The sequence below is a fragment of the Microvirga tunisiensis genome (assembly GCF_009296175.1).
Classification (GTDB): Bacteria; Pseudomonadota; Alphaproteobacteria; order Rhizobiales; family Beijerinckiaceae; genus Microvirga; species Microvirga tunisiensis.
The window spans coordinates 1-21,390 of the sequence record NZ_VOSK01000098.1; the positions used below are offsets into that span (position 1 = coordinate 1).

Annotated in this window: 22 protein-coding genes and 2 pseudogenes; 14 read left to right on the top strand and 10 right to left on the bottom strand. The window is 61.3% G+C overall.

The features are described 5' to 3' along the window. A partial coding sequence (locus FS320_RS21120; protein ID WP_152713931.1) for a Crp/Fnr family transcriptional regulator occupies positions 1 to 693 on the top strand: 693 nt, incomplete at its 5' end. A 19-nt stretch (positions 694 to 712) separates the two neighbouring features. Here FS320_RS21120 and FS320_RS21125 read toward each other — a convergent pair. Beyond that, positions 713 to 1,677: pseudogene (locus FS320_RS21125) on the bottom strand (IS5 family transposase). A 277-nt stretch (positions 1,678 to 1,954) separates the two neighbouring features. Here FS320_RS21125 and FS320_RS21130 point away from each other — a divergent pair. The 4 genes from FS320_RS21130 to FS320_RS21145 all read left to right on the top strand — a co-directional run bounded on the left by FS320_RS21130 (position 1,955) and on the right by FS320_RS21145 (position 4,380). Beyond that, on the top strand, positions 1,955 to 2,194 hold the full coding sequence (locus FS320_RS21130; RefSeq protein WP_152713932.1) for a hypothetical protein: 240 nt from the start codon (positions 1,955 to 1,957) through the stop codon (positions 2,192 to 2,194). A 237-nt stretch (positions 2,195 to 2,431) separates the two neighbouring features. Beyond that, positions 2,432 to 2,746, top strand: coding sequence for a hypothetical protein (locus FS320_RS21135; protein WP_152713933.1), 315 nt, complete (start codon positions 2,432 to 2,434; stop codon positions 2,744 to 2,746). 116 nt (positions 2,747 to 2,862) lie between these two features. After that, positions 2,863 to 3,099: a hypothetical protein gene (locus FS320_RS21140; RefSeq protein ID WP_152713934.1), complete on the top strand. Its 237-nt coding sequence runs from the start codon at positions 2,863 to 2,865 to the stop codon at positions 3,097 to 3,099. Between the two features lie 549 nt (positions 3,100 to 3,648). Next, positions 3,649 to 4,380, top strand: coding sequence for a Crp/Fnr family transcriptional regulator (locus tag FS320_RS21145; RefSeq protein ID WP_152713935.1), 732 nt, complete (start codon positions 3,649 to 3,651; stop codon positions 4,378 to 4,380). Between the two features lie 21 nt (positions 4,381 to 4,401). Here the strand turns inward: FS320_RS21145 and FS320_RS48125 are convergent, their stop codons facing one another. After that, positions 4,402 to 4,542: a hypothetical protein gene (locus FS320_RS48125; protein WP_162562909.1), complete on the bottom strand. Its 141-nt coding sequence runs from the start codon at positions 4,540 to 4,542 to the stop codon at positions 4,402 to 4,404. A gap of 60 nt (positions 4,543 to 4,602) precedes the next feature. Here FS320_RS48125 and FS320_RS48130 point away from each other — a divergent pair, with 60 nt between their 5' ends. Beyond that, on the top strand, positions 4,603 to 4,866 hold the full coding sequence (locus FS320_RS48130; RefSeq protein WP_338105432.1) for a thermonuclease family protein: 264 nt from the start codon (positions 4,603 to 4,605) through the stop codon (positions 4,864 to 4,866). A 142-nt stretch (positions 4,867 to 5,008) separates the two neighbouring features. Here the strand turns inward: FS320_RS48130 and FS320_RS50820 are convergent. Continuing rightward, a pseudogene (locus tag FS320_RS50820) lies at positions 5,009 to 5,444 on the bottom strand (hypothetical protein); the annotation flags it as partial. A gap of 94 nt (positions 5,445 to 5,538) precedes the next feature. Between FS320_RS50820 and FS320_RS21160 the strand changes: the two are divergent. Beyond that, entirely contained in the window at positions 5,539 to 7,155 is a 1,617-nt protein-coding gene (locus FS320_RS21160; protein WP_152713936.1) for an adenylate/guanylate cyclase domain-containing protein, read from the top strand. Positions 7,156 to 7,491: 336 nt separating this feature from the next. Then, complete coding sequence (locus FS320_RS50240) at positions 7,492 to 7,626, top strand: hypothetical protein (protein WP_338105431.1); 135 nt, start codon at positions 7,492 to 7,494, stop codon at positions 7,624 to 7,626. A gap of 185 nt (positions 7,627 to 7,811) precedes the next feature. On the opposite strand, the gene FS320_RS21170 is transcribed toward FS320_RS50240, so the two are convergent. From FS320_RS21170 to FS320_RS21180, 3 genes are all read right to left on the bottom strand, one after another. Then, entirely contained in the window at positions 7,812 to 9,008 is a 1,197-nt protein-coding gene (locus tag FS320_RS21170; protein WP_162003129.1) for a TAXI family TRAP transporter solute-binding subunit, read from the bottom strand. A 288-nt stretch (positions 9,009 to 9,296) separates the two neighbouring features. Further along, complete coding sequence (locus FS320_RS21175) at positions 9,297 to 10,232, bottom strand: hypothetical protein (RefSeq protein ID WP_244627277.1); 936 nt, start codon at positions 10,230 to 10,232, stop codon at positions 9,297 to 9,299. Positions 10,233 to 10,326: 94 nt separating this feature from the next. Then, a complete protein-coding gene (locus tag FS320_RS21180; protein ID WP_152713938.1) occupies positions 10,327 to 11,046 on the bottom strand; it encodes an IS6 family transposase in 720 nt (239 codons plus the stop codon). 53 nt (positions 11,047 to 11,099) lie between these two features. Between FS320_RS21180 and FS320_RS21185 the strand changes: the two genes are divergently transcribed. Beyond that, positions 11,100 to 11,492 carry a transposase gene (locus FS320_RS21185; protein ID WP_152713939.1) on the top strand — a complete coding sequence of 131 codons (393 nt, stop codon included), beginning with the start codon at positions 11,100 to 11,102 and terminating at the stop codon, positions 11,490 to 11,492. Between the two features lie 201 nt (positions 11,493 to 11,693). Here the strand turns inward: FS320_RS21185 and FS320_RS21190 are convergent, their stop codons facing one another. Beyond that, positions 11,694 to 12,005 carry an EthD family reductase gene (locus tag FS320_RS21190; RefSeq protein ID WP_152713940.1) on the bottom strand — a complete coding sequence of 104 codons (312 nt, stop codon included), beginning with the start codon at positions 12,003 to 12,005 and terminating at the stop codon, positions 11,694 to 11,696. A 522-nt stretch (positions 12,006 to 12,527) separates the two neighbouring features. Continuing rightward, positions 12,528 to 13,265 carry a Crp/Fnr family transcriptional regulator gene (locus FS320_RS21195; RefSeq protein ID WP_244627278.1) on the bottom strand — a complete coding sequence of 246 codons (738 nt, stop codon included), beginning with the start codon at positions 13,263 to 13,265 and terminating at the stop codon, positions 12,528 to 12,530. 454 nt (positions 13,266 to 13,719) lie between these two features. Between FS320_RS21195 and FS320_RS21200 the strand changes: the two genes are divergently transcribed. The 5 genes from FS320_RS21200 (at position 13,720) to FS320_RS21220 (ending at position 18,986) form a co-directional block, all read left to right on the top strand. Beyond that, positions 13,720 to 14,673 carry a helix-turn-helix domain-containing protein gene (locus tag FS320_RS21200; protein ID WP_152713941.1) on the top strand — a complete coding sequence of 318 codons (954 nt, stop codon included), beginning with the start codon at positions 13,720 to 13,722 and terminating at the stop codon, positions 14,671 to 14,673. A gap of 531 nt (positions 14,674 to 15,204) precedes the next feature. Further along, on the top strand, positions 15,205 to 16,122 hold the full coding sequence (locus FS320_RS21205; protein WP_152713942.1) for a LysR family transcriptional regulator: 918 nt from the start codon (positions 15,205 to 15,207) through the stop codon (positions 16,120 to 16,122). A gap of 77 nt (positions 16,123 to 16,199) precedes the next feature. Beyond that, positions 16,200 to 17,180 carry a tripartite tricarboxylate transporter substrate binding protein gene (locus FS320_RS21210; RefSeq protein ID WP_162003130.1) on the top strand — a complete coding sequence of 327 codons (981 nt, stop codon included), beginning with the start codon at positions 16,200 to 16,202 and terminating at the stop codon, positions 17,178 to 17,180. Between the two features lie 135 nt (positions 17,181 to 17,315). Continuing rightward, positions 17,316 to 18,317, top strand: coding sequence for a hydroxyacid dehydrogenase (locus FS320_RS21215; RefSeq protein ID WP_152713944.1), 1,002 nt, complete (start codon positions 17,316 to 17,318; stop codon positions 18,315 to 18,317). Between the two features lie 21 nt (positions 18,318 to 18,338). Then, positions 18,339 to 18,986 carry an RraA family protein gene (locus FS320_RS21220; protein ID WP_152713945.1) on the top strand — a complete coding sequence of 216 codons (648 nt, stop codon included), beginning with the start codon at positions 18,339 to 18,341 and terminating at the stop codon, positions 18,984 to 18,986. A gap of 84 nt (positions 18,987 to 19,070) precedes the next feature. Here FS320_RS21220 and FS320_RS21225 read toward each other — a convergent pair whose 3' ends face one another. Continuing rightward, on the bottom strand, positions 19,071 to 20,576 hold the full coding sequence (locus tag FS320_RS21225) for an MFS transporter (protein ID WP_152713946.1): 1,506 nt from the start codon (positions 20,574 to 20,576) through the stop codon (positions 19,071 to 19,073). Positions 20,577 to 20,732: 156 nt separating this feature from the next. After that, on the bottom strand, positions 20,733 to 21,390 hold a 658-nt coding region (locus tag FS320_RS21230; protein ID WP_280178282.1), incomplete at its 5' end, for a MauE/DoxX family redox-associated membrane protein.

Sequence of the window (21,390 nt, forward strand, 5' to 3'; positions counted from 1 at the left end):
GTTGTGCGAAGCCGCCTGGCTGCCGAGCCGAAGCTCGCCAACCGCCGCTACAAGCCACCCGATGCAGACGCGTTGCCGCCAGCCCTCCAGGTCATCGCTCATGCCAAGGAGGTCTCGCATCCAGACACCTACCTCCCGCACGGTTCGGTTGTCTCGCTGGTTCGGGGCATGGGAGATGGCCGGGTTGCCGAAGCAGCCACGTTCGGTCGAGAAGGTTTGGTTGGCTTGTCGTTTGACGGCATCCCACTTCAGTCGTTCGGGCGCTACCTGGTGCAGATCCCCGGTGCTGCCTCGCGCATCCCGACCGCCAGGTTGAAACGGGCGAGCAATGCCCGTCCAGGCATCCAGGATATGATGATTCGCTACACCGAGACGCTGATGGTTCTGACCCTGCAATCCGCGGCGTGCAATGCGGCCCACAGTGTTGAGGCTCGTGCATGCCGCTGGATCTGTGCGACGTGTGACCGAGTGGGAAGAGACGACATCCCCCTCACGCACGAACTGCTGGCATTTATGCTTGGTGTCCAACGCTCGTCGGTGAGCGTGGTCATCCACGCCCTCCAGAGCAGAGGTCTAATCCGGCAGGGGCGAGGTCACATCACGATTGTCGACCGTCCTGCTCGGGGCCGAGCTCAATGCCGAGATGGAACACCAAACGGCTGTGTTGCACGGATCGGTTGGTGGACGTACTGAGCCCGCCCCACGCCTTTGCTTAAGCGATCCGGACGGACTTCGGGCGTCCAAGCTCAAGCATGCGGTTTGGGGCATGAACGGCGATGGCGACCTCCGTCGTGCGACGTCGGTCCGTCCGCGAGCGCAAGGCGTCGCCGATCACTCGTTTAAGCCGGCCGACAGCTGACTCCACGAGGGCACGGCGAGTGTACCCGGATGCCTTTGCCAGCCGATGCGTCCATGTTAGGCGATGCTTTGGAGATGCCGGTCGCGCTGGGTCGGAGCGGTCTCCCCATCCTCGCTCAGCACTGCCGTTGATCGGGGTGGAACGATGACTTCAGCATCAGGGTGGTGCTTGCCGATGGTGCCGTAGACGCCCGCTTGATCGTAGGCTCCATCACCGATGAAGGAGGCAAGTGGACCTGTGATCTGGTCGAGCAAGGGCTCAACCTGCGAGCCATCATCAACATCGCTGGTCGTCAGCTCTGAGGTGAGGATCTGCCCGGTCTCAGCATCGATGCCGATATGCAGCTTTCGCCAGGCGCGCCGCCTTCGGGTGTCATGCTTCTCGACCAACCATTCACCGAGTCCGCATAGCCGCGGGCCCGTGCTGTCGACCAACAGATGCACCGGCCCAGTGCGTGAGACTGGTCTTGATACCTCGAGGGTCTCGGCCCGACGGCTCAGAGTGGAATGATCCGGCACGGCCAGATCGAGACGCAGGAGTTTGAGGATCGAGCCGATCAAGCCTTCGGTCTGACGGAGCGCCAGCCGGAACACCGCCCGCAGCGTCAGGGCCGTTTGAATCGCCAGAGCTGAGTATTGCGGCTGACCGCCTCGTATTGTGCGGGGCTCGGCCCGCCAAGCCGCAATCGCCTCGTCAGAGAACCAGACGGTGAGACTTCCCCACTGACGCAGGGCGGCATCGTATTCGGACCAGTTCGTCACCCAGTGCCGCTGTCTCGGAATGTGGTGCTGGCGAGCGGCATTGGTCTTGAACGGCACGGTAGAAATCCGAGATCAGGAGGGCACAGCCTTCCTATGACATCCAGATCAAGCCACCAACCCGCCCTTTCGTGCAACAAGGGCGTCCCGCTATCTCATGTAGGCTGATTACGCGCTCGCTCCTTTCGGCGCAGGGCAAGAAGAAGATCAAGCTGTTCGTCGGATATGGGGCTGGGATCAGGTGGGAAGTAGACGCTTCGCATGAGCTCAGCGATGCGGTTCTTGGCGTCGTGATTGATGCTCGCAGCTTCGGACTTTCTTTTTCGATCGGGCACGGATGCTTACCTTCGAACTCGATACACTCGTCCCTGAGACTGAGAGGAGTATGGTTAACATACAGTTAACCTTAGCCTTAAGCATCTGGAGGGGAAGGGTAAACGGCCACCTAGATGGCTCGATTCAGAACCTGACGGATGCGCAGTTGTTCAGGGCCTACCGGGATCTGATCGAACGCGGTAGAGGGGATAACGTCGTCTCCACTCGCCTCAAGGCGGATGGTGAGGAGTGGCTGTCTTGAAACGTTAGGCGCTGGCAACCTGCCGGACGCCGGGAGGATTCATGGTACGCGAAGCCTGACAGCACCGAGCGCAGCGTCAGTTATCATAAGGTATAGACGACGCCTTTGGCCGGGATCTGGTGGAGCAGCTTCGACGTAAGACCACTGTGGGAGGGATTCAGCAGCCTGCTCCGGAAAGAGGAGAGGGCCGGACCAAGACGGCATTGGAGCCGTGGCCGGAGGCTCAAGCCCGAGCGGATGAAATCGTTGCTGCCTTGGGACAGGTACCTGGCCAATATGCGGGCCGCACGGGAACAGAGCGGCTTTGAAGAGGCGGACAAAGCCGCTCGCAAAGCCGTGGCAGATCTGCATGAGCTGGAGGGGCGAATTGTCCGGACGCGGGCGAAGACGCCACAGGGTATGTTCGTAAAGGCGCAGTTGGCGGCGCTGGACCCACAACGGTCTCAAGTGGACGACTTGGAGCACGCTCTGGAGGCGAGATTGGACACGGACCACATCATCGGCCTTTCCCTCATCCTTGCCGTGCTGGACCTGCACGGGAGTGAGGGATAAGACGGCAACATCGCACTGAAGGGCGAACGGCTGAACATTCCCGATTGGGAGAAGTTGAACCAGGTAGGCGAGTTTGACCCGACCTACCTGCATCTGATGCAGAAGGATGCAGCCGCATGAGCCTCACTCTTCAGCCTGTCCGTGTGGGCAATGGCTTCGATGAAGAGGGTATGCTGGTCTTTGACGAGGACAGGCGGCTTGTGGCGGTGCTGACGCAACTCTCGGAAAAGAGCGGGGGAACCCCCGGCCATTGGCTCCTAGAGGCAGGGTTTGGGCGTCTTGACGGGCTCAGTCACCCAATATTCCCAACTCTGGAAGCTGCTAAGCAGTGGATCCAGCAACGTCTAGCTTGATCCGAGAGGCTTTCGAACCGTGTTCTGTTGATCAAGCTGAGTGGGTTTTGCCCGGCCTTTTCTTTTCGGCCACGCTGCAACTAATCTGGCCCTTGGTGCTTGCTCTCTCGACGGGAGCTGTTTGGATTACAGCTCGCCGTCACAGAAGGATTGGCCTGACTGCGCATGCAGGTTTCTCACGGCAGTCAATCCTTCCATTTCTCGGACCGAGAACCTGCCCCGGGCCTGAATGGATGGAGGCTAGGATACAGACACCACCTGGGTCGAAGCAGGCCTCCCCACGGTCAGCCTGAGTGTCGGAGGTATCCTTCCGCTCGACAATCTGGATCTAACAGCCGGCTTTGCCGGATCAACGCACGTAGCGAGTGACTGCATGTCACGACGGGCCCTTTCCTCGTGGACTGGGCCCGTCTACTTGTGCTTGCAACAATCATAACCGGTACGAATTACTTATTGCTCTGGCAGCTGAAGGCGGGGCTCGACCATGCTCCGTTCTCACTGTGTGATCTGGCGTGGCGCTCTGTCCCTGTCGATTGGGAGTATCCTGATATGACACCTGTGCAGAGAACGCCAAAAGAGCAGGACAACCGTCTGCTGGCTGCTCTGGCGGCAGAGGACTTTGCCTATCTGGAGCCGCACTTGACCGCCATCAACCTGCAACGAGGTCAGGTGCTCTATGAGCCCGGCGAAATCGTCAACCGCATCTACTTCCCACACGATGCCATGGTGTCCCTCGTGACCATCATGAGAGACGGCAAGTCTGCCGAGATGGCGGTGTTTGGATGCGAGGGGGTGTGCGGCTTGGTGAGCGCATTTGCCACCCGCCAAGCCTTTGGGCGCTACATTGTCCAACTGGGCGGCGCCGCATCATCCATTGAACTCAGCCGGATGCATGAGGCCATGGCGGCCCGGCCTGCGATCCAGAGCTTGGTCCTGCGCTTCACCGAGGCGCTGATGGCTCAAACTCTCCAGACGGTCGCCTGCAACGCTGTGCACAGTTTGGAGACCCGCTGCTGTCGCTGGATTCTCATGAGCCAAGACAGAGTGGGCCGAGCGGATCTTCCTCTCACCCACGAGTTCTTGGCTGAGATGCTCGGAGTTCAGCGTTCAACGGTCACCGACGTCACGCGTACGCTTCAGGACAAGGGTCTGATCCGGCAAGGCAGAGGCAGCATTACGGTCGTCGACCGCCCTCAGCTTCAGAAAGCGGCTTGTGAGTGCTATGGGGTCATTCGGCAGAAGTTCCAGGAACTCTTGCCGCGCACCTATGAGCGGGATTGACCGCGGCGGGTTCTCTGAAGCTCAAGTGGGCGACGAGTGCCCGACATGATCCGCATGGACATTCGCGCTGCCCTCCACCTTCTCCTTACCCTGTGCGTTGCTCTTGGCCTGTTGACCTTCGTAAACCTCCCGAGCCTTGTTGAATCCTTCGATGGACCCCATGCCGTCATCGTTGACGGGGACACAATCGCCATAGGATCAGAGCGGATCCGGCTCTGGAACGTGGATGCTCCGGAGAGCTTTCGGCCTCGGTGTGATGCCGAGTTGGTAGCAGGCCCCAAGGCGAAGGAACGGCTTGTGCAACTCCTCCGGAGAGAGCGGGTGCAGATCGATCGACAGCGACAAGACCGTTACAGGCGCACCCTCGCCCGGGTTCGTGCCGATGACCGGGACGTCGGTGAAACTCTGATTGCTGAAGGCCCCGCACTTCCTGGACGTGACGGCCGGGAAGCATGGGAAGAGCGCCGGCGTCATTGGTGCGGATAAGAGCAACAAGCCGTTTACTCCTTGCTGCTATACAGAACCCAGCCTGCGTTGCGTATCAGGCTGAGGCAAGAGGAAGCCCCGTTCGGCTCTCCCCCGAGCGGGGTTTCTGCTGGCCACAGAGGCTGTTGTTACCGTTGTCCGTCTAAAGCAAAACGCCCAGCGTGAGCCAGGCAGCCAATCTGGGGAGCATGAGGAAGTCGGGGGCAACGATGCCGCCCGTAGGGTAGCCTCCCTTAATCCCGCCTTTGATTGAGGATGGTCGCAGTCTTCCGGACAGTCGGTCACTGCCTGCCCCATAGATCCTGATGCTCCCCGGGATTACGCCGCCGACCACGATCATGATATCCTCGTGGCCATACTTGGCGAGTTCGGCTTTTAGCCCCGGTGCAAGCGTCAGGTGCCCCCAGCGGACGACATGCCAATGCCAATAATATGTAGGTCGTTCTCGATGGCCTGACGCGCGGCTTCCGCAGGGGTCGCGAAGAGCGGACCGATATCCACGTCGAGGCCGAGGCGATCACCGTCTGACCACGGCCGTGCCCGTTCTGGCCCATCTTGGCGACGAGAATGCGCGGGCGGGGGACTTCTGGCGCTCATGAATTAAGGGTTGCAAGCCCACCGACATAGGCAAATGATTGGTCTTACGGCAAAAGTTCGACCGCGAGACTGGCTATGGCTGGACTGGGTGAACGGGCTTCCTATCAACAGCGTGCGGTGGGTACACTGCTGGTTGTAACAGTGCTTTTGGGCGTTCTGGGCCTACCTGTCGCCGTATGGCTCGACCTGCAGATCCTCTCGGAGCGCGTCCTGCGGATGCAGGTGAGCGAAGCCAGCCGCATCATCGACGCTATGCGTAGCTTCTACGGCAGCGATGTTTTCGGGCGCGTTCTCCAGTCGCCTGAGCCGGTGCGCATTCTCCAGTCGCCTGAGCCGGTGATGGTCACTCACAAGTATCGTGATATAGCCGGAGCCATTCCGATCCCGGCCACTCTGTCGATTGAACTCGGGCAGCGCATCAGCGCTCAGGACGGCTCGGTGAAATACCGCTTCGTCTCCGACATGCCATTCAAGGGTCGGGAGCCTCATCAACTGGACGGCTTCGAGAAGGAAGCCCTGGCCCGGCTGAAAGCCAATCCTGAACAGCCCGTCGTGGAAGTTTCAGGGTCTCTCTTCGACAAGAATATCCGGACGGCCGCGCCCGTTGTGATGGGGCCAGGCTGTGTGAGCTGCCACAATGCGCATCCGGACAGCCCGAAGACGGATTGGAAGGTCGGCGACGTGCGCGGAATCCAGGAGATCTCGGTCAGGCAGCCGATCTTCGAGAATATTTTCACGTTCAAATATACTTTGAGCTATCTCTCGCTGGCCTCGCTCGCCGGCTTTGCATGCATCCTCCTGCAGCGCCGACAGGCGAGGCTGATCCGCGGCATGAACCAGGAGCTGACCGAGGCGAACGATTTCCTCGCCGGGATCTCGCGGAAGCTTGCCAAGTATCTGTCCCCTCAGATCTACAAGAGCATCTTCAGCGGGCAGAAGGATGTGGCGATCGCCACCGAGCGCAAAAAGCTCACGATCTTCTTTTCCGATATCAAGGACTTCACCACCATCTCGGAACGGCTGCAGCCGGAAGATTTGACACAGCTCTTGAACGAATACTTCACCGAGATGTCCGTCATTGCCCTCCGGCACGGGGCGACCATCGACAAGTTCGTTGGCGATGCAATCCTGATTTTCTTTGGCGATCCTGAAACGAAAGGCGTTGAAGAGGATGCAAGAGCCTGTCTGCGCATGGCTGTCGATATGCAGCAGTACATGGAGCACCTAAACGCCCGCTGGCGCAAACGGGGGATCGACCTTCCCATGCGCGTGCGCATGGGCATCAATACGGGCTTTTGCAACGTGGGCAATTTCGGCAGCGAGGATCGAATGGCCTACACGATCATCGGAGCAGAAGCGAACATAGCTGCCCGTCTGCAGGCTATCGCGGAGCCCGGCGGCATCTGTCTGAGCTATGAAACCTACGCCCTCGTTCGCGACATGGTGCGGGCCAAGCCTCTGGAACCCATCGTCATGAAAGGCATCAAGCGCGAGATCGTGCCTTATGCGGTCGAAGGACTTTTGGGAGAACTTGCGCAAAGGTCTCAGGTCATCGTCGAGCATGTGATGGGGCTCGACCTCTTCCTTGATCTCGATGCGATCAAGCAAAGTGAGATCGACCAAGCCAGACGGCGCCTCTCCGAAGCTCTAGCGGCTTTGGAGATGTCTCATCCGACAGCGAAGGAGAGCTGAACTCCGCCGGCATGGGGCCCGCGTCGGCTCCAATTTGGCGGTTCGTCGCGACCTAGCTGCTCGATCAGCCGACCGTTCGCACGGCCAAGATAGCGGCGACTTGGATCGAGCCTCGGTAATCGCCGACGTGCGGCAACTGCGCGGCGAGGACCTGCTGCGGCGCTTTGGCGTACGGCACCAGACGACACCGAGCGGCTCCCACTGCACCTGACCTCCGGATCGGGAACCGCGCTTCTCGATCGGCTGGAACGGGCCGGCTTCATTCGCCGCATCCCCAATCCCGACGACCGGCGCAGCCTCCTTGTCCAACTCGACAGCGAACGAGCTCAAGGCGCGGTGAAGCGGTTCAAGGAGCTTGAGCAGATCTTCGTTCAGGAGAGCAGTGGCTTCACGGAGGGCGAGCTGCGCAAGGTAGCCGAATTCATCCAGGACGTTGGTGAGATTACATCGGGAGTCAGGAACCTTGACTAGGCAGATGCAAGAGGCCGCTTTGGGTCATCCGAGGAAATTCACTGCTCGGCATGAAGGTCCGGTGCCCCCTGCTTGAGCGGACATTCAGTCTACTTCCGCGTCGTGCCACACCCAGACCATCGGGATCGTTCGGCAGGCTTTCGGCCATTTAGATCTTCTGTTGATTTTCCAGCCGAGTGCGTCTGTCATTTCTTGTCGGAGGCAGAACCAGCGGTGTTCGGATCTTGTTCTCGGGCCTTCCGCCAAGCCAGGAAGGCATCAAACAGGCGCTCGCGCGCTGCTGCGTCCAAGAGAGGGCAAACTCCTTGTACCCCTGTAAACTCTTCAAACGCACGGCGCTCTTCAGCCTGCTGGGCTCTGCGCGCGAGCAGGATCTCGGTCGGCCTGAAGCGTTTCCAACCAAGCGCCTGCTCGGCCGGATCAATTCCGTTACTGGCTGGCTTCTGGTTCTCGTCGAACCAGTAGGTTGAAAGAGCCTCACTTAAATCCGCCAGACGCTCATAGTGAGCGCTTCCCTCTGGCCAGTTGCGGAGAGCGAGCACACGCGTGACGGCGATGGTCTCGACCTGTTGGCCTGGGTGGACAAGATTAGGATATTCTTCGCCCGAAAACTGGCTTGGAGCATAATGGATGATAAGCTCCTCCAACGGAGAAGCGAGCGCCTCAAACGAGATGGGTACGAGGTGAAAGTCTCCGTCGGATGCGAATGCGAGAACGTCCTTCGACGTATCTGAGTCGAGCAGAACCATTGCTTGGATCTCGTTCGAGCGGAGGTGCTGAAACGCCGTGATCCGATCAGAGCTCGTGAATTCCGGCTTGATTCCAAGCTTGTTAAAGATGAGGTGCGCCGTCAGAGAGCTGCCGCTGCCAGGCCGGCCAATGTCGATCTTACGCCCGTTGAGGTCATAAATGGTTGTGATGTCGCGTCGCGCCAAGATGTGCAGGCGCTGGCTTGGAACCCGGAAAAGGTAGCGAAGGTGCTCATGAGCACCCGCCCGCACCTGGCGAGGCAGGGACTCGATGGCATCGGTTGGGATGAGCGCGACATCAATGCCGGGATTATGGAGGAGCGTGAGAAGGTCTTTCTCTGGTCCCTGGCTCCGCCCGAGGCGGAGCCGGTTGCGTTCAAGGGCTGTGGCAAAGTCGAGGACAAGGCGGTTATCAGCGTGTTCATCTCCACCCGCGAGGATCGTGAATGGGGGCTGTTGGCGTGTCTGCACCGGAGCCTGGTGGGATGCAGCCTTCGAGACAGGCGGAGCGTGCTTGGGAGCAGCGACCGTGGCCCGCCCGACAGCCGCCACGGTGTGCGGAACCTCGTTGGAGCACCCCTCCAAGCTTAAACAAAGAGCTGCCGCCACGAGCAGCCCTACGGGACGAAACATGACAGTGCCCCCGGTGGTCCCCAGCCCTGTCGCAATTTCGGGAGCCATGTTGATCAGCGTGCGCTGTGCCGTCTACGGCGCTGGGCCACTTGGAAGGCAATCTTTCCCGTCATGGTTAATGGGCTGAAAACGCAACCACTTACGCTGAGCAATCCCGCGAAGGTCAGCTCGGGGTCGAAGTGTAACGTTGAGCGCACCAAACGAAGGTCCGCTCACGATGCCAATCCAGAAATCCGGATAAGGTCAGCCCCGTGCCATGAACGGACGTTCTTGATTCAATCCAACCCGTCAATTCAGGCCGGCACGGGCAAGTCCCTCGATCAGGCGCGCCCGATCCTCGGCACGTACGAAACCAGATGTTGCTCCGACCCAGTCCCATGAGATGTCAGAGACTAGGGACTTGAGCCGCCCAAGCAAGTCCGTGGCAGCCTCCTGGTTGTCCAGAAGTCCGGCACAGACCGTGCCAATCACCAGCGGATATGCGTGGCCGGACCGCAGGCGATGCGCCTCCCGTGCATAACTCAATCCAAGCTGGTAATTCGCGCCCTGGAAGTAAGCCATGGCGTAGTAGAACTGAAAGTCGCCGAGAAAAGCCTCGCGCGGGCTCAGTCTGAGGGCGTAGTCGATGCAAGGAATGGCCTCCGCCGCGCGGCCTCCGTTGGCGTGCGCAAGTCCCAACTGGCCGTGGGCAAACGCGGAGTTGGGGTTGATCGCGACAGCCTGGCTGACCGCTGCCATCGCCAGGACATCGTCACGCGTCGCATAGGCCGTCATCATCTGCGCAAGGTAAGCCCACGGTTCCTTATCGTCGGCGGCAATGGCCTGCTGGACGACATTCCTCGCAAGGGCCAGGGCGTATCCCATGTCCTCCCACCCCTGGAACGCGCGCCACATCGTAATCCAACCTTTCATGGCGAGCGCCTGGGCATAATCGGGAGCCAGTCCAATGGCCCGATCGAGCAGGGGGAGCATCTTCCGGCTGCTCTCCTCAGACAACTGGGAACACAGGAACACGGCTCGCACGACACATTCCCAGGCATCGAGGCCATGATGCGGCTTGGGGCTTTCGCGGGCATGCTCTGCCGCCAGGAGTTCCGGACCGATGCGGCCGACGACGCTTGCGGTGATTTCGTCCTGAATGACGAAGATGTCGCCGAGGTCGCCGTCGTACCGCTCGGCCCAGAGATGGGCTTCGGAGGCCGCATCGATGAGCTGCGCGGTCACCCTCACGCGGTTGCCGGACTTGCGGACACTCCCCTCGAGAGGTTCCGTTGCAACTCCTGACGTAGGTCAGGCGAAGGCCGGACAAGGACGCAGGTTACGCGGCTGCGCCGAACAGGGTCGCAATGAAGTCGCGCTGAGCGCCCATGTCATTCGCTGGTGCACTCTCGACCTGTGCCTTGCGGATCATCGCCATCGCCTCATAGCCGGCAATCGTCCGGGTGGCCGTCATGAGGCTCTTGAAGCTCAGCCCTGGCCGGACCAGGCGCTTGATGCGCCGGTGATCCTGCTCGACAATGTTATTCAAGAACTTGACCTGCCGGAGTTTGGCAAAACGCCAGAGTTCTGCATCCCGCTTCATGGTTTTCATCGCAATAGGATAGGCTGCATTCTTGTCGACCGTGATGGTGCGTGGATTGACCGTATGCGGCTGCTTCAAGGCCTTGCGGAAGAAGCGTTTGGCAGCCGCCGCATCCCGCTTGGGCGAGAGCAGAAAGTCGATGGTCTGCCCGGCTGAATCAACGGCGCGGTACAGGTACACCCATTCGCCCTTCACTCGGATATATGTTTCGTCCACGCGCCAGGAGCCGTTTGTCATGCGCAGATGCGGACGGATGCGCTTGTCCAATTCCGGTGCGTAGGCCTGAATCCAGCGAAACAGGGTCGTGTGATCGACCTGAATGCCACGATCGGAGAACATGCGCTCGAGATCGCGGTAACTGATCGAGAACTGCAGATACCAGCGCACCGCCCACAGAATGATCTCCGCCGTAAACTGCCGACCCTTGAACGGGTTCTTCTTGCCTGCCTTAGCCATGAGCCCCTCTCAACCCTCTCACCGTCATAGCCCAGGCAAGGGGAGCTTCAAAGCTGCAACAGAACCGTGCGCATTGGGTCGACTTCCTCGACCACGTTGAGAGCTGGATCCCGAGCACGACAGAGCGAGTGTACGCCATCATGGATAACCTGAGCTCTCATCGCACGACGGATGTGCTGCTGCTTGTGCTGGTGCATCCGCGCTGGGAGATGGTGTTCCAGCCCAAGTACGCCGCTTATCTCAACCTAATCGAGCCGTGGTGGAAAATCCTGCGCTCCCTCGCATTAGCGGGTCGGCGCTTGGAGAGCTGGGAGCAGATCGCCGATGCAATTCACTGCTCTACAGTCTACTGGAATGCACACCGCCATCCCTTCGTCTGGGGCAAACGCCGTCGGCATCGGCCTCGCCGCTCACCTGGCATTGCCCTCCTGCCGAGGGGTGCATGACTTACCGGATGCACCACTAATGCCCTTACATCGGGCACCGCGCTCAAGGTGCGGATCGCTGTCATCGGAGCCGGCCAGGCCGGGCTCTCGGCGGCCTATCATCTCAAGAGGCTACCTGTGCCACATGCTTGGGCGTGAGCGCCATCCGATGGGATCGCATCAGAGCACCTCCCGCCTGTCGAGGCGCCGTTGCTCCATGGTTTAAGCCAGACTCTCGTTGATCTGCACCACGGGCTTCACACCGGTGAAGTTCGGGATGTCGGCGAAGATCTCCTGGCCATGCGCCTTCCCGGCGTCCTGAAAGTCCTGCATGGAGCGGAAGGTGAGCAGCGCCATCACTTGGTAGGGCGGAGGACTGCCGTCGGCTGTGCCAACCCCACGCACCGGTCGCAGGTCCTCAAGACCCATCGGATCCCAACGCCTCCGAACAAGCGGAAGGTGCGTTTGCAGGTAATAGTCCCGGTCAAACGATGAGCCGGGCTCGTTCGGGTACATGACAGTGACGAGGACCATAGTTCCCTCCCTGTTTACCGAAGCCGTGACGGAGACATAATCCCGATGAGAGGGCTTTATCTCCTGAATTTGGTTGCTCCGGCTCGCTTGAAGCTCTGCCCCTGGCAACGAAAGAGCAACGGGTCCGGGGCGGCTAAAATGGATGATCCTAATCTGAGGCCTATGTCGTGCGGCCCAGAGCCGGATTGGACGCCATATGTCTTCAGCAATGATCCGGCGCTGAGGTCTGTATCGGATCAAGCTAGTAGTAGCTGATATCGATGCGAAGGTCCGCTCATCCCGGCAGCGTGAACGTAAGGCTAAGGTCAGCCCCTTCCAAAAGCCGTCCTATCCATCCGATGGAGGAGCGGTTATTCGGAGAGCGTATGCACTCGCGTGTTCCGAACCGCCGGCCAGCAAGCGCCTCGACCTACTGCCAGCGGCGGTCCACCAACAGCTGGGACCTTATGGGCCCGCTCGCCTCGATTGCCATGGGCTGAAGGGAACCTGAGCCCTCGCACAGCGGCAAGACTTAGTTCTTGGTCAGCCTCGTTCGGCTTTGAATGTATGTGGCAGCAGGCGCTCAAATATCGTCCACAGTCTCCGGTAACACTCACAGGAGCTTTGTTCGAGTTTGACACAGTCAGCTATGGTGATGCCGCCCCGCACCTGTTGGATCACTCCGACTGCTTGAAGTTTCCCCATGATGGCAGTCACTGTCGAGCGCTGAACGCCGAGACGCTCCGCCAGAACCTCATGGGTGAGTGGCAGCACCAGTTGATCCGTTCTGTGACGGGTGCTCAGGATCCAGCGGCACAGGCGCTGTTCAACACTGTGAACCGCATTGCATACAACTGATTGGAGAATGCGAGCCTGCATGGCTTCTGCGAAGCAGTTCATCAGGCGTGCGATCAGGGGACGTGCTTGGACTGCCGCTTGTAGCTGATCCAAGGAAATTCGGGAGGCGGTTCCTGCCATCTGGACAACGTAGTTTCCAAAGGCTTGGCGCGTAACCGATGTCGGAATAAGACCCACCACACCTTCTCGGCCACAGACGGCCATCTCAGCCGTGCTGCCATTCTCCATCACTGCAACAAGAGAAATCACAGCGTCATGCGGGAAATACGCATAGTGTAGCACTTCGCCTGCCTCGCAGATGATCTGCCCTCTTTGCAGGCTGACCATCTCAAGATAGGGCTCGAGGTAGGCCAGATCATCCGCCTCTAAAGCGAACAGGAGCCGGTTGGCACGATGTTCCGCTCGTCTCAGGCTAGCTCTCATGCCAGATGATCATCATGCCGATGAGTAGTTTGAGACGCGGCCATCCCGCTGTCGCGCCACCTCGCGCTGAGGCACCACTGCAGATCATCGCCCGGCTCTTGATCAGATCTTTTGCGCATCAAAGTAACATCAAGTTTGGTTCTGGATCAGCACACTCCGACAAGGGTATGAAACTGTCGCTAGTCCCTTTAGCAGTCTGCTGCTTTGAGGGGCAGTCGAAAGATCTACTTGTCTTGACGTTATGACGTCGCCCGTCCAACCTTAAGCTTTACCGTCTTGGCCCAAAGTGTCTTGGTGGGAGACGAACCGAGTTATGGCCGTCGGCGAACTGCATAGGCTTGCTCGAATCCGCAGGTGCACCGAATGATCTCTGCGCTCTGTGACTTTGGAACAGTGTCTGGTGAGGGCAGCTGCCGACTTTATTCGAAACCATCTCGAACGAGCGGGGAGGTTCATGCAAACCCGGATTGAAATAAGCGACCGCGGCACTCCGGCGGAGCAGTTCTCGTACTGGCGTGAAGTGGTTTGTGAGACTTGGTTCGGGTTGTGGGCCGAGCGAACCGACCCCGGTCCGTTCCATGCGTCGATCGACTTGCATGGGATCGGTGACGTGCAGATGGCCAGGGCACGTCTGCCTGTTCATCGCATGGGCCGCAGCGCGCCTGAGATCGCTCGCCTTTCACAAACGGCCTATTGCCTGCATCACCTGCACGAAGGAGCTGTGCATGGGCTCTACCAAGGGAAGGAGTACAAAGCAGGACCTGGAGATCTCTTGCTGTTTGACACGAGCGAACGGTGCGACAGCTTTGTAATTATGCGTCCTGTCAGGACGACTATCCTTCATGTTCCTCGCCACCTCATTGGCGGTCAATTCACTCCCCTGAACCGACCCGTGGTTCACGTGCGTGGCGGCAGCGGAATGGGAGCCCTGCTCACAGGCTACGTGACTTCACTGTCACAGACGGTCTCTACCTTGCCGCCAGAGGCTATGAGCAAGGCCAGTTCGATCCTGTGTGATCTGGCTGTGGCGGTATTCCAACCAGCTGCACCATCCGATCCCGATCAGAGTGGAATTCGACAGGCGCGACTTGCAAATGCCCGACAATTCATCACGAACAATCTGGCAGATCCGGCACTAAGCATCGGCAAGGTCGCTGCACATCTGAAGGTCTCTCCGCGCTACGTGCAGAAGCTGTTCGAAGGTACAGGGAGCACGTTTAGGGAGATGCTCGTGTCAGCGCGGTTAGATATCTGCTATCGCGCTTTGACCGACACTCGGCAGAGCAGACGCACCATCGCCGACATAGCATTCAGCAGTGGCTTCAACGACCTCTCCTGGTTCCATCGGTGCTACAAGCAGCATTGGGGCGAGACACCGGGTGACACGCGCGTCCGCACAAGCGGATGATCTTGAGGCTGACAGAGCCAAGGATCATCCGCGAGTGGGGTTGCTGCCTGCCAGGTTAATATCAGAGTTCTGATGAAGTCTATTTCCGGCCGAAAAGTTTGCTCAGGGTCAAGCAGAGCCCTTGAGAGAGTTCATATGAAGGCGCCTTACAGCTCCAATGCGGAAATACGGCCAAGGTCCGCCTCGTGCCAGATCCCGACATTCAGAGTCGGCAGTGTCTACGGTGCGAGTAGACTACCTTCTGGCAGGAGCAGGGAGCCCGTTCGGTTTCAGAGTCGGGTTCCCAGGCCCACCCAGAGCCGGCGTACCGGCAACGAACTGATGAGAGCGAAGGCCTTCACTCAAGAACAAGCTCCTTGGGCAACCTCGAGGCGATCCCGCTCGGTTGTATGAAGACAAGCGAATTGAACAGCGGCCATCAGATCGCTTTCTCGCATATGTCGTGATAGCCCTGTCACCGTTCCGCCGATCGTGACCGAATGCGAGAGGTCCGTCGCCGCGGCGACGCACGCATGCGATTGGACTGGTGTGATGACCCTCAAGCAACTCGAAGCCTTCTACCTGGCTGCCACGCTCGGCAGCTTCGCGCTGGCCGCGCAGCGGGCCTACGTTACCCAGTCGTCCCTGTCCAAGCGCATCGCCGAGCTCGAGGCCTGGGTCGGGGCGGAACTCTTCGACCGCTCTGGCAAGCGGGCTCAGCTCACCGAAGCCGGCCAGCGGCTCCTGCCCGTCGCGGCCCGGATGCTGGAGCTCAAGGAGGGAATCCGCGATGTGTTGAACAGCTCGCCCACGCTCACGGGCACGTGCCGGTTCGGCATCAGCGAACTCGGCGCCCTGACTTGGCTGCCGCGCTTCGTAGCGCGCGTGCGCACCGAGCATCCGCAACTGGTGCTGCAACCCCTCGTCGATCTCGGCCGACGCCTCGAACGCCAGGTCGTGCGGGGTGAGCTGGATTTCGCGATCATCCCGATACCGCCCGAGAATCCACAGATCGCCGCCCACGGGATCGGCGACGTGCACTTCACGTGGATGGCCGCACCCGGGCGTGTCGCCCCCGAGAGCGTGCTCACGGCACAGGACCTGTCTCGCCACCCGGTCATCACGATGTCCGAGGGCTCGGGCGTGACCCAAGCCTTCGATGTCTGGGCAGCGGGACTGGGGCTGCACATGCAGCGCACCGTCGCCAGCAACAGCCTGATGGCGATCATCGGCCTGACGATGGCGGATGTGGGCCTCAGCTTCCTGCCGATGGATTTCATGCGCCCCTGGGTCGAGAGCGGCGCGCTCGTCGCCTTGCCCAGCGACCCTCCGTTGCCGACCATGCGCTATTGTTTCGTCCATCGCGCGGACGACCATCGCGCGATGCTCCCCACGCTCTTGCAATGCGTGAGCGAGGTGGCGCAGTTCTCGGCACCAGCCGGATTAAGTCGGAAAACGACTATGACCTGACGCAAATTATTCGCTTGTGGGACATCATCCGATCGCGGAACCTGCCGCTCAGGAAACGTCCAATAAGGAGAATGATCATGCGGCCAACAATCCATGCCGTACTCGGCGCGACACTAAGCTTCGCCCTGTGCCAGCCCGCGCTAGCGGCCTGGCCCGAGGACCGGCCGATCGAGGTGATCGTCGGCTTCCCAGCCGGCGGCGGCACCGACATCATGGCGCGCAAGCTGATCCCGTTCATGGAAAAGCGGCTGGGCGGCAAGGCCAGGTTCATCGTGCTCAACAAGCCCGGCGCTGCGGGCGAGATCTCCACCACTGCGATCGCCCGTGCCGAACCCGATGGCTACACCATCGGTGTGGTCAACGTGCCGAGCTTCCTGTTCGTGCCGATGACGAAGAAGTCCCAGTACAGCCCGGACGACGTGCGGCTGGTGGCGCGGGTCGTCGACGACCCAACCGTGGTGGTCGTGCGCGCCGACAGCAAGCTCTCAAACCTCAAGGACATCGTCGAGGCACTACGCGCCAAGCCAGGCTCAATCACGTTCGGCCACAACGGCGTTGGCTCGAACGGCCATCTCGCGCTCCGGCTGATGGCCGACGCAACCAAGGTGCAGGCTAACGAGGTTCCGTATCGGGGAACGGCAGCCCAGAAGACCGACCTGCTGGGCGGACACCTGGAGGTGGGCCTGATCAGCGCCGGTGAGGTCGCCGAGTTGCACGGCGGTGCCAAGGGCGACCTGAAGGTCATTGCCATCCTGGCGAAGTCGCGCCTGCCGGCCCTGCCGGGCGTGCCCACGGCGGAGGAGGCGGGCGTGCCCGTTGTGATGTCCTCGGAGCGCGGTTTTGCCGTAGCCAAGAGTGTCCCTGACATGGTCGTGCGCGCCCTCGAAGCCGCCATTGCCGACAGCGTGCGCGACCCCGAGTTCATTGCATCCTCGCCAGGTGATGCGCCGGTGCTGTCCTACGCCTCGGGCTCGCAGTGGAAGGAGTCCCTCAGCGAGAACGCCAAGGTTCTACGCGCGATCGCGGACACCCTGCCCAAAGACAGCCTGCCCAAGTGAGGCTCCGAACGAGCCTGCCTCCTCGGCTGCATAGTCGTGGAGGCAGGCCCAACCCGTCACTGACGCCGATGACGCCGTCGGCCCGCTCAGGGGTCGTTGGACGGCGGTCATTGGTCAGACAGAGGTACGAGTGAGATGCCGGTAATATTCGTTTCAAGTCCGATCCACGAGGATGTCCTGGAGGATCTGAGGACGCTGGGGACCGTTTTCTGCGGGTACGGGCCGGACGCAGTTGCCTACGACGATGTCAAGGGCGAGGTCGAAGCGGTCCTCCTTCGGTCTGGTACTTTCACCGCGCGGATGTTTGCCGAGTCTCCGAAGCTCAAGATCGTTGCACGCCACGGCGTAGGCACCGACACGGTCGACATCCCGGCGGCAACGGCCAGGAACGTCTGGGTGACTAACACCCCTGGGGCCAACAGCCGGGCGGTGGCTGAGCATGTCTTTGCTCTCGTCCTTTCTCTATGCCGGAAGGTCCGGACGGCATCGGCCCGCACGCGGAATGGTGACTGGTCGGGTGACCGGATGGCGCTGACCGGGATTGAGCTGAACGGCCGCACAATCGGGCTTCTCGGCCTGGGCAACATCGGCAGGCACGTGGCCAGGATCGCCGAAGGCTTCGGGATGAGAGTGCTTGTTACCGATCCTGCTCTCCGACAAGAGCCCGATCCTGGCCTGCATCTCGTTCCGTTCGACGAACTGGTGCGGGAATCCGACATCCTCAGTCTGCACCTGCCGCTCCTGCCCTCGACGCGCACCATCATCGATGCGGCCGTCATTGGGCGGATGAAGGATCACGCCATCCTCGTGAACACCGCGCGTGGGGGATTGATCGATGAGGCCGCCCTCGTCGATGCGCTCCGGAATGGCAAGTTGGGCGGAGCGGCGCTTGACGTCCTGGATGCCGAGAATGCCGACATGACGGATCCCCTGCCGCACAATCGGATCCCGCTCGCCGAGTTCCCGAACTTGATCGTGACGCCCCACGTCGGCGGCCAGACACAGGAAGCCCTGATGCGTGTCGGGCACATCGCGACCGATGCCATCCGCTGCGTCCTCGAGGGCGGCCGCCCCGACTGCGCCATCAACGACGTGCCGTCCGGCGTGACCGGTGCCGGCCACCGGATCAGCGCATAACCATCACGGAAGATCGAGATCATGTTCATCAACGCATCCACCGAATCCATCAGCGTCACGACCGATTGGACGAGGGCTCCGCTCGACCGGATCGAGGTCCTTGCGCGGTACCCGGTTGCCCTGATCGGCGACATTCAGCGCAGGATGGGCATGATGGCGTCGGCCATCCGTCCGATGACGAGGCATGCCCGGTTTTACGGCACCATCCTCCCCGTCCTGACCCGCGAAGGCGACAACCTGGCCATCCATCGCGCACTCGACGACGCGGTCCCAGGCGACGTCCTGGTCATCAACGGCAATGCGGAAGTCAACCGCGCGGTGTTCGGCGACCTGCTGGCCGAGATCGGCCTGGCACGCGGCATCGCGGCTGTCGTGATCGACGGCGCCGTCCGCGACGTCGACGAGATTGAGGGACTTGGCCTGCCGGTCTTCGCCCGGGCAGTCAATCCTGCGGGTCCCTCAAAGACAGGACCCGGCACCGTCGGAGCACCCGTGGCCTGCGGCAACGTCGTGTGCAATCCGGGAGACGCGATCATAGGCGACCGCGACGGCATCATCATCGTATCCCGCGACGATCTCGTCGCCCATGCCACGAAGATAGTCGAACAGGAGGCGTTCGAGGCCTCGCTCCGCACCAGGATCAGGGAGTCGGCGCAGAAGCCTGCGTGACAACGGCTCGTCGTCGGCAAAGCTCCTACCCGCATTGGTCCATCCTGGCGGTGGGCCGCGGCCCCGCCCAAACCGCCCTGCCCATCAAGCCATGGCATCGGCCGTCGCTGCACCTTGGGTCCGCCGGGTAGAGACGGCCGCGATCACGACGATGGCTGCGATCAGCAGCATCCCGGCCCCGGCAAGGAAGGCCGTGGTGTAGCCGTAGGTCAGCGCCTCTCCCGCCCTCGCCACGACGCCTGCGTCATTGCCGGCGAGGCCCTCTTGCAGGGCCATGGCGGCTCCGGGCAGGCGTGCATTGGCCGCCGAGAGCGAGATCGTCGTCAGCACTGCCAGCCCGAGCGCGGCCCCGATCTGCTGCGCCATGTTGACGAGCGCCGAGGCCACGCCGGCCCGCTCCTCGGCAACGCCGTGAACGGCCGTGAGCGTCATCGTGACGGCGCCCATGCCCAAGCCGAACGACGTGATGAAGAGCGCGGGCAGGATGTGCATGGCGTACGAGGAGCCCACCGTGAGCGTCGACAGCCAGGCCATGCCGGCAGCCCCGACCAGCAGCCCCGGTCCGGCCACGAGACGCGGCGCAAGCCGCTCGACCAGCTTGGAGCTGATGCCCGCCCCGAGGATGATGCCGGCGCTGAAGGGCAGCGAGGCCACGCCGGTCCAGAGCGGGCTGAACAGCAGGACCTGCTGAAGGTAGAGCGTCAGCAGATAGAAGGTGCCCATCAGCCCGGCGCCGATGAACAGCATGCTGGCATAGGAGCCCGAGCGGTTGCGGTCGCGGAATAGCCCGAGGGGCAGCATCGGGTGCTTGCCACGGGCCTGGAGCGCCAGGAAGAGTACGGCGAGGACGAGGGACACGGCGAAAGAGCCCAGGGTCACCGTATTGCCCCAACCGTGCTCACCGGCATGTGTGATGCCGTAGGTGAGCGCGACCACTGCGCCCGTCCCGCTGAGGGCGCCGGGCACGTCGAGCTTGCTGGAGTGGCGCTCGCCCTCGACCAGCACTCCGGAGCCGGCGAGCACCGCCAGGCCGATGGGGATGTTGATGAAGAATACCCAGCGCCAACTCAGCAGGCCCGTCAGGACTCCGCCGAGCAGCACCCCGATGGTGATCCCCAAGGCCGACATGGCCCCGTAGACCGCCATGGCGGAGTTGCGGGGCTTGCCCACCGGAAAGGTGGTGGCGATCAGGGCGAGCGCGTTGGGCGCGGTCAGGGCGGCCCCGATGCCTTGCAGGCCGCGGGCGGCGATCAACTGCTCCGCGCTCGTCCCCAGCCCACCGAGGAATGAGGCGACCGTGAACACGCCGAGGCCGATGCGGAACACCCGCCGCCGCCCGAAGAGGTCGCCGACCCGGCCGCCGAACAGCAGCAAGCCGCCGAAGGCGAGAATGTAGGCATTGATGATCCACGGCAGCGTGGCCGATGAGACATTCAGCTCGCGCTGGATGCTCGGCAGGGCGATGTTGGCGATGGTGTCGTCCAGGACGAGCATCAACTGTGCCGTCGCAATGACGATCAGGGACAGGCCGAGTCCGCGCCCACTCGGGGACTCGGACTGCCCGGCCTGCATGGAAGTTGTAAGTGACATCAATAAACTCCCGGCAGTGGGGTGAAGATCTTACGCATTGAGGTGCATCGCGAGCGCCGTGCCGATAGACCGGCCAAAGGCAGCGAGCGTCATTGCGCTGGCGTTGGAGGAGCCGTGCGTCTTCCAACGATGGCAAGGTCAAGCGCCGCGCGTAGGCTACATCCCGTGGGCGGTACCGACCTGAAGGCCGAAGGCGGCGAGCGCCATCCACACGGCCATGGCGATCATCATCAGGTTCTCGGTCAGCGACACGAACCCAAGCGGGACGTTGCTCGCCCCGCCGACGCAGGCGCACTTCAGCTCGCGCTTGTCGATGTAAACCGCCTTGAACACCGACACGGCCCCCACGGTGCCAATGAACAGGGAGACCGGCACCGACAGCCAGGTCAGCGCCCCGGCGATCATCAACACACCAGCCAAGCCTTCGGCGAAGGGATAGATGTAGGAGTAAGGCACCCACCGTTTCGCCAGCAGGTCGTAGTTCAGGAACATGGTGGCGAAGCTCTCGACGTTCTGGAGCTTCAGGAGCGCCAGCACGGCCATGCTGAAGGCGATGAACCACTCGGCCGCACGCACGGTGAAGGGATTGCCGTACACCGCATAACTGGTGGCAAGCGCCATCAACGCCGTCATGCCGAACAGCGCGATGACGGGCCTGTAGGTGGTGGCCTTCGGGTCGGCGACAGGCGCATTGCATCGCCTGAATTGCTCCCTGATTTTGGATCGTTGCCTCATCTGATTTGCTCCCGAGCTCTGGCGAGCTGCGGGGGCGATGATGAGGCAGGTGAGCATGACAACACGCAATGAGCTGATC

Coding starts and splice junctions, on each gene's coding strand:
- FS320_RS21130 (WP_152713932.1), top strand. CDS start 1,955: ATGCTTACCTTCGAACTCGATACACTCGTCCCTGAGACTGAGAGGAGT.
- FS320_RS21190 (WP_152713940.1), bottom strand. CDS start 12,005: ATGGTCCTCGTCACTGTCATGTACCCGAACGAGCCCGGCTCATCGTTT.
- FS320_RS21215 (WP_152713944.1), top strand. CDS start 17,316: ATGCCGGTAATATTCGTTTCAAGTCCGATCCACGAGGATGTCCTGGAG.
- FS320_RS21220 (WP_152713945.1), top strand. CDS start 18,339: ATGTTCATCAACGCATCCACCGAATCCATCAGCGTCACGACCGATTGG.
- FS320_RS21195 (WP_244627278.1), bottom strand. CDS start 13,265: ATGAGAGCTAGCCTGAGACGAGCGGAACATCGTGCCAACCGGCTCCTG.
- FS320_RS21225 (WP_152713946.1), bottom strand. CDS start 20,576: ATGTCACTTACAACTTCCATGCAGGCCGGGCAGTCCGAGTCCCCGAGT.
- FS320_RS21135 (WP_152713933.1), top strand. CDS start 2,432: ATGAAATCGTTGCTGCCTTGGGACAGGTACCTGGCCAATATGCGGGCC.
- FS320_RS21200 (WP_152713941.1), top strand. CDS start 13,720: ATGCAAACCCGGATTGAAATAAGCGACCGCGGCACTCCGGCGGAGCAG.
- FS320_RS21205 (WP_152713942.1), top strand. CDS start 15,205: ATGACCCTCAAGCAACTCGAAGCCTTCTACCTGGCTGCCACGCTCGGC.
- FS320_RS21145 (WP_152713935.1), top strand. CDS start 3,649: ATGACACCTGTGCAGAGAACGCCAAAAGAGCAGGACAACCGTCTGCTG.
- FS320_RS21160 (WP_152713936.1), top strand. CDS start 5,539: ATGGCTGGACTGGGTGAACGGGCTTCCTATCAACAGCGTGCGGTGGGT.
- FS320_RS21180 (WP_152713938.1), bottom strand. CDS start 11,046: ATGGCTAAGGCAGGCAAGAAGAACCCGTTCAAGGGTCGGCAGTTTACG.
- FS320_RS21210 (WP_162003130.1), top strand. CDS start 16,200: ATGCGGCCAACAATCCATGCCGTACTCGGCGCGACACTAAGCTTCGCC.
- FS320_RS21140 (WP_152713934.1), top strand. CDS start 2,863: ATGAGCCTCACTCTTCAGCCTGTCCGTGTGGGCAATGGCTTCGATGAA.
- FS320_RS21170 (WP_162003129.1), bottom strand. CDS start 9,008: ATGTTTCGTCCCGTAGGGCTGCTCGTGGCGGCAGCTCTTTGTTTAAGC.
- FS320_RS48125 (WP_162562909.1), bottom strand. CDS start 4,542: ATGGGGTCCATCGAAGGATTCAACAAGGCTCGGGAGGTTTACGAAGGT.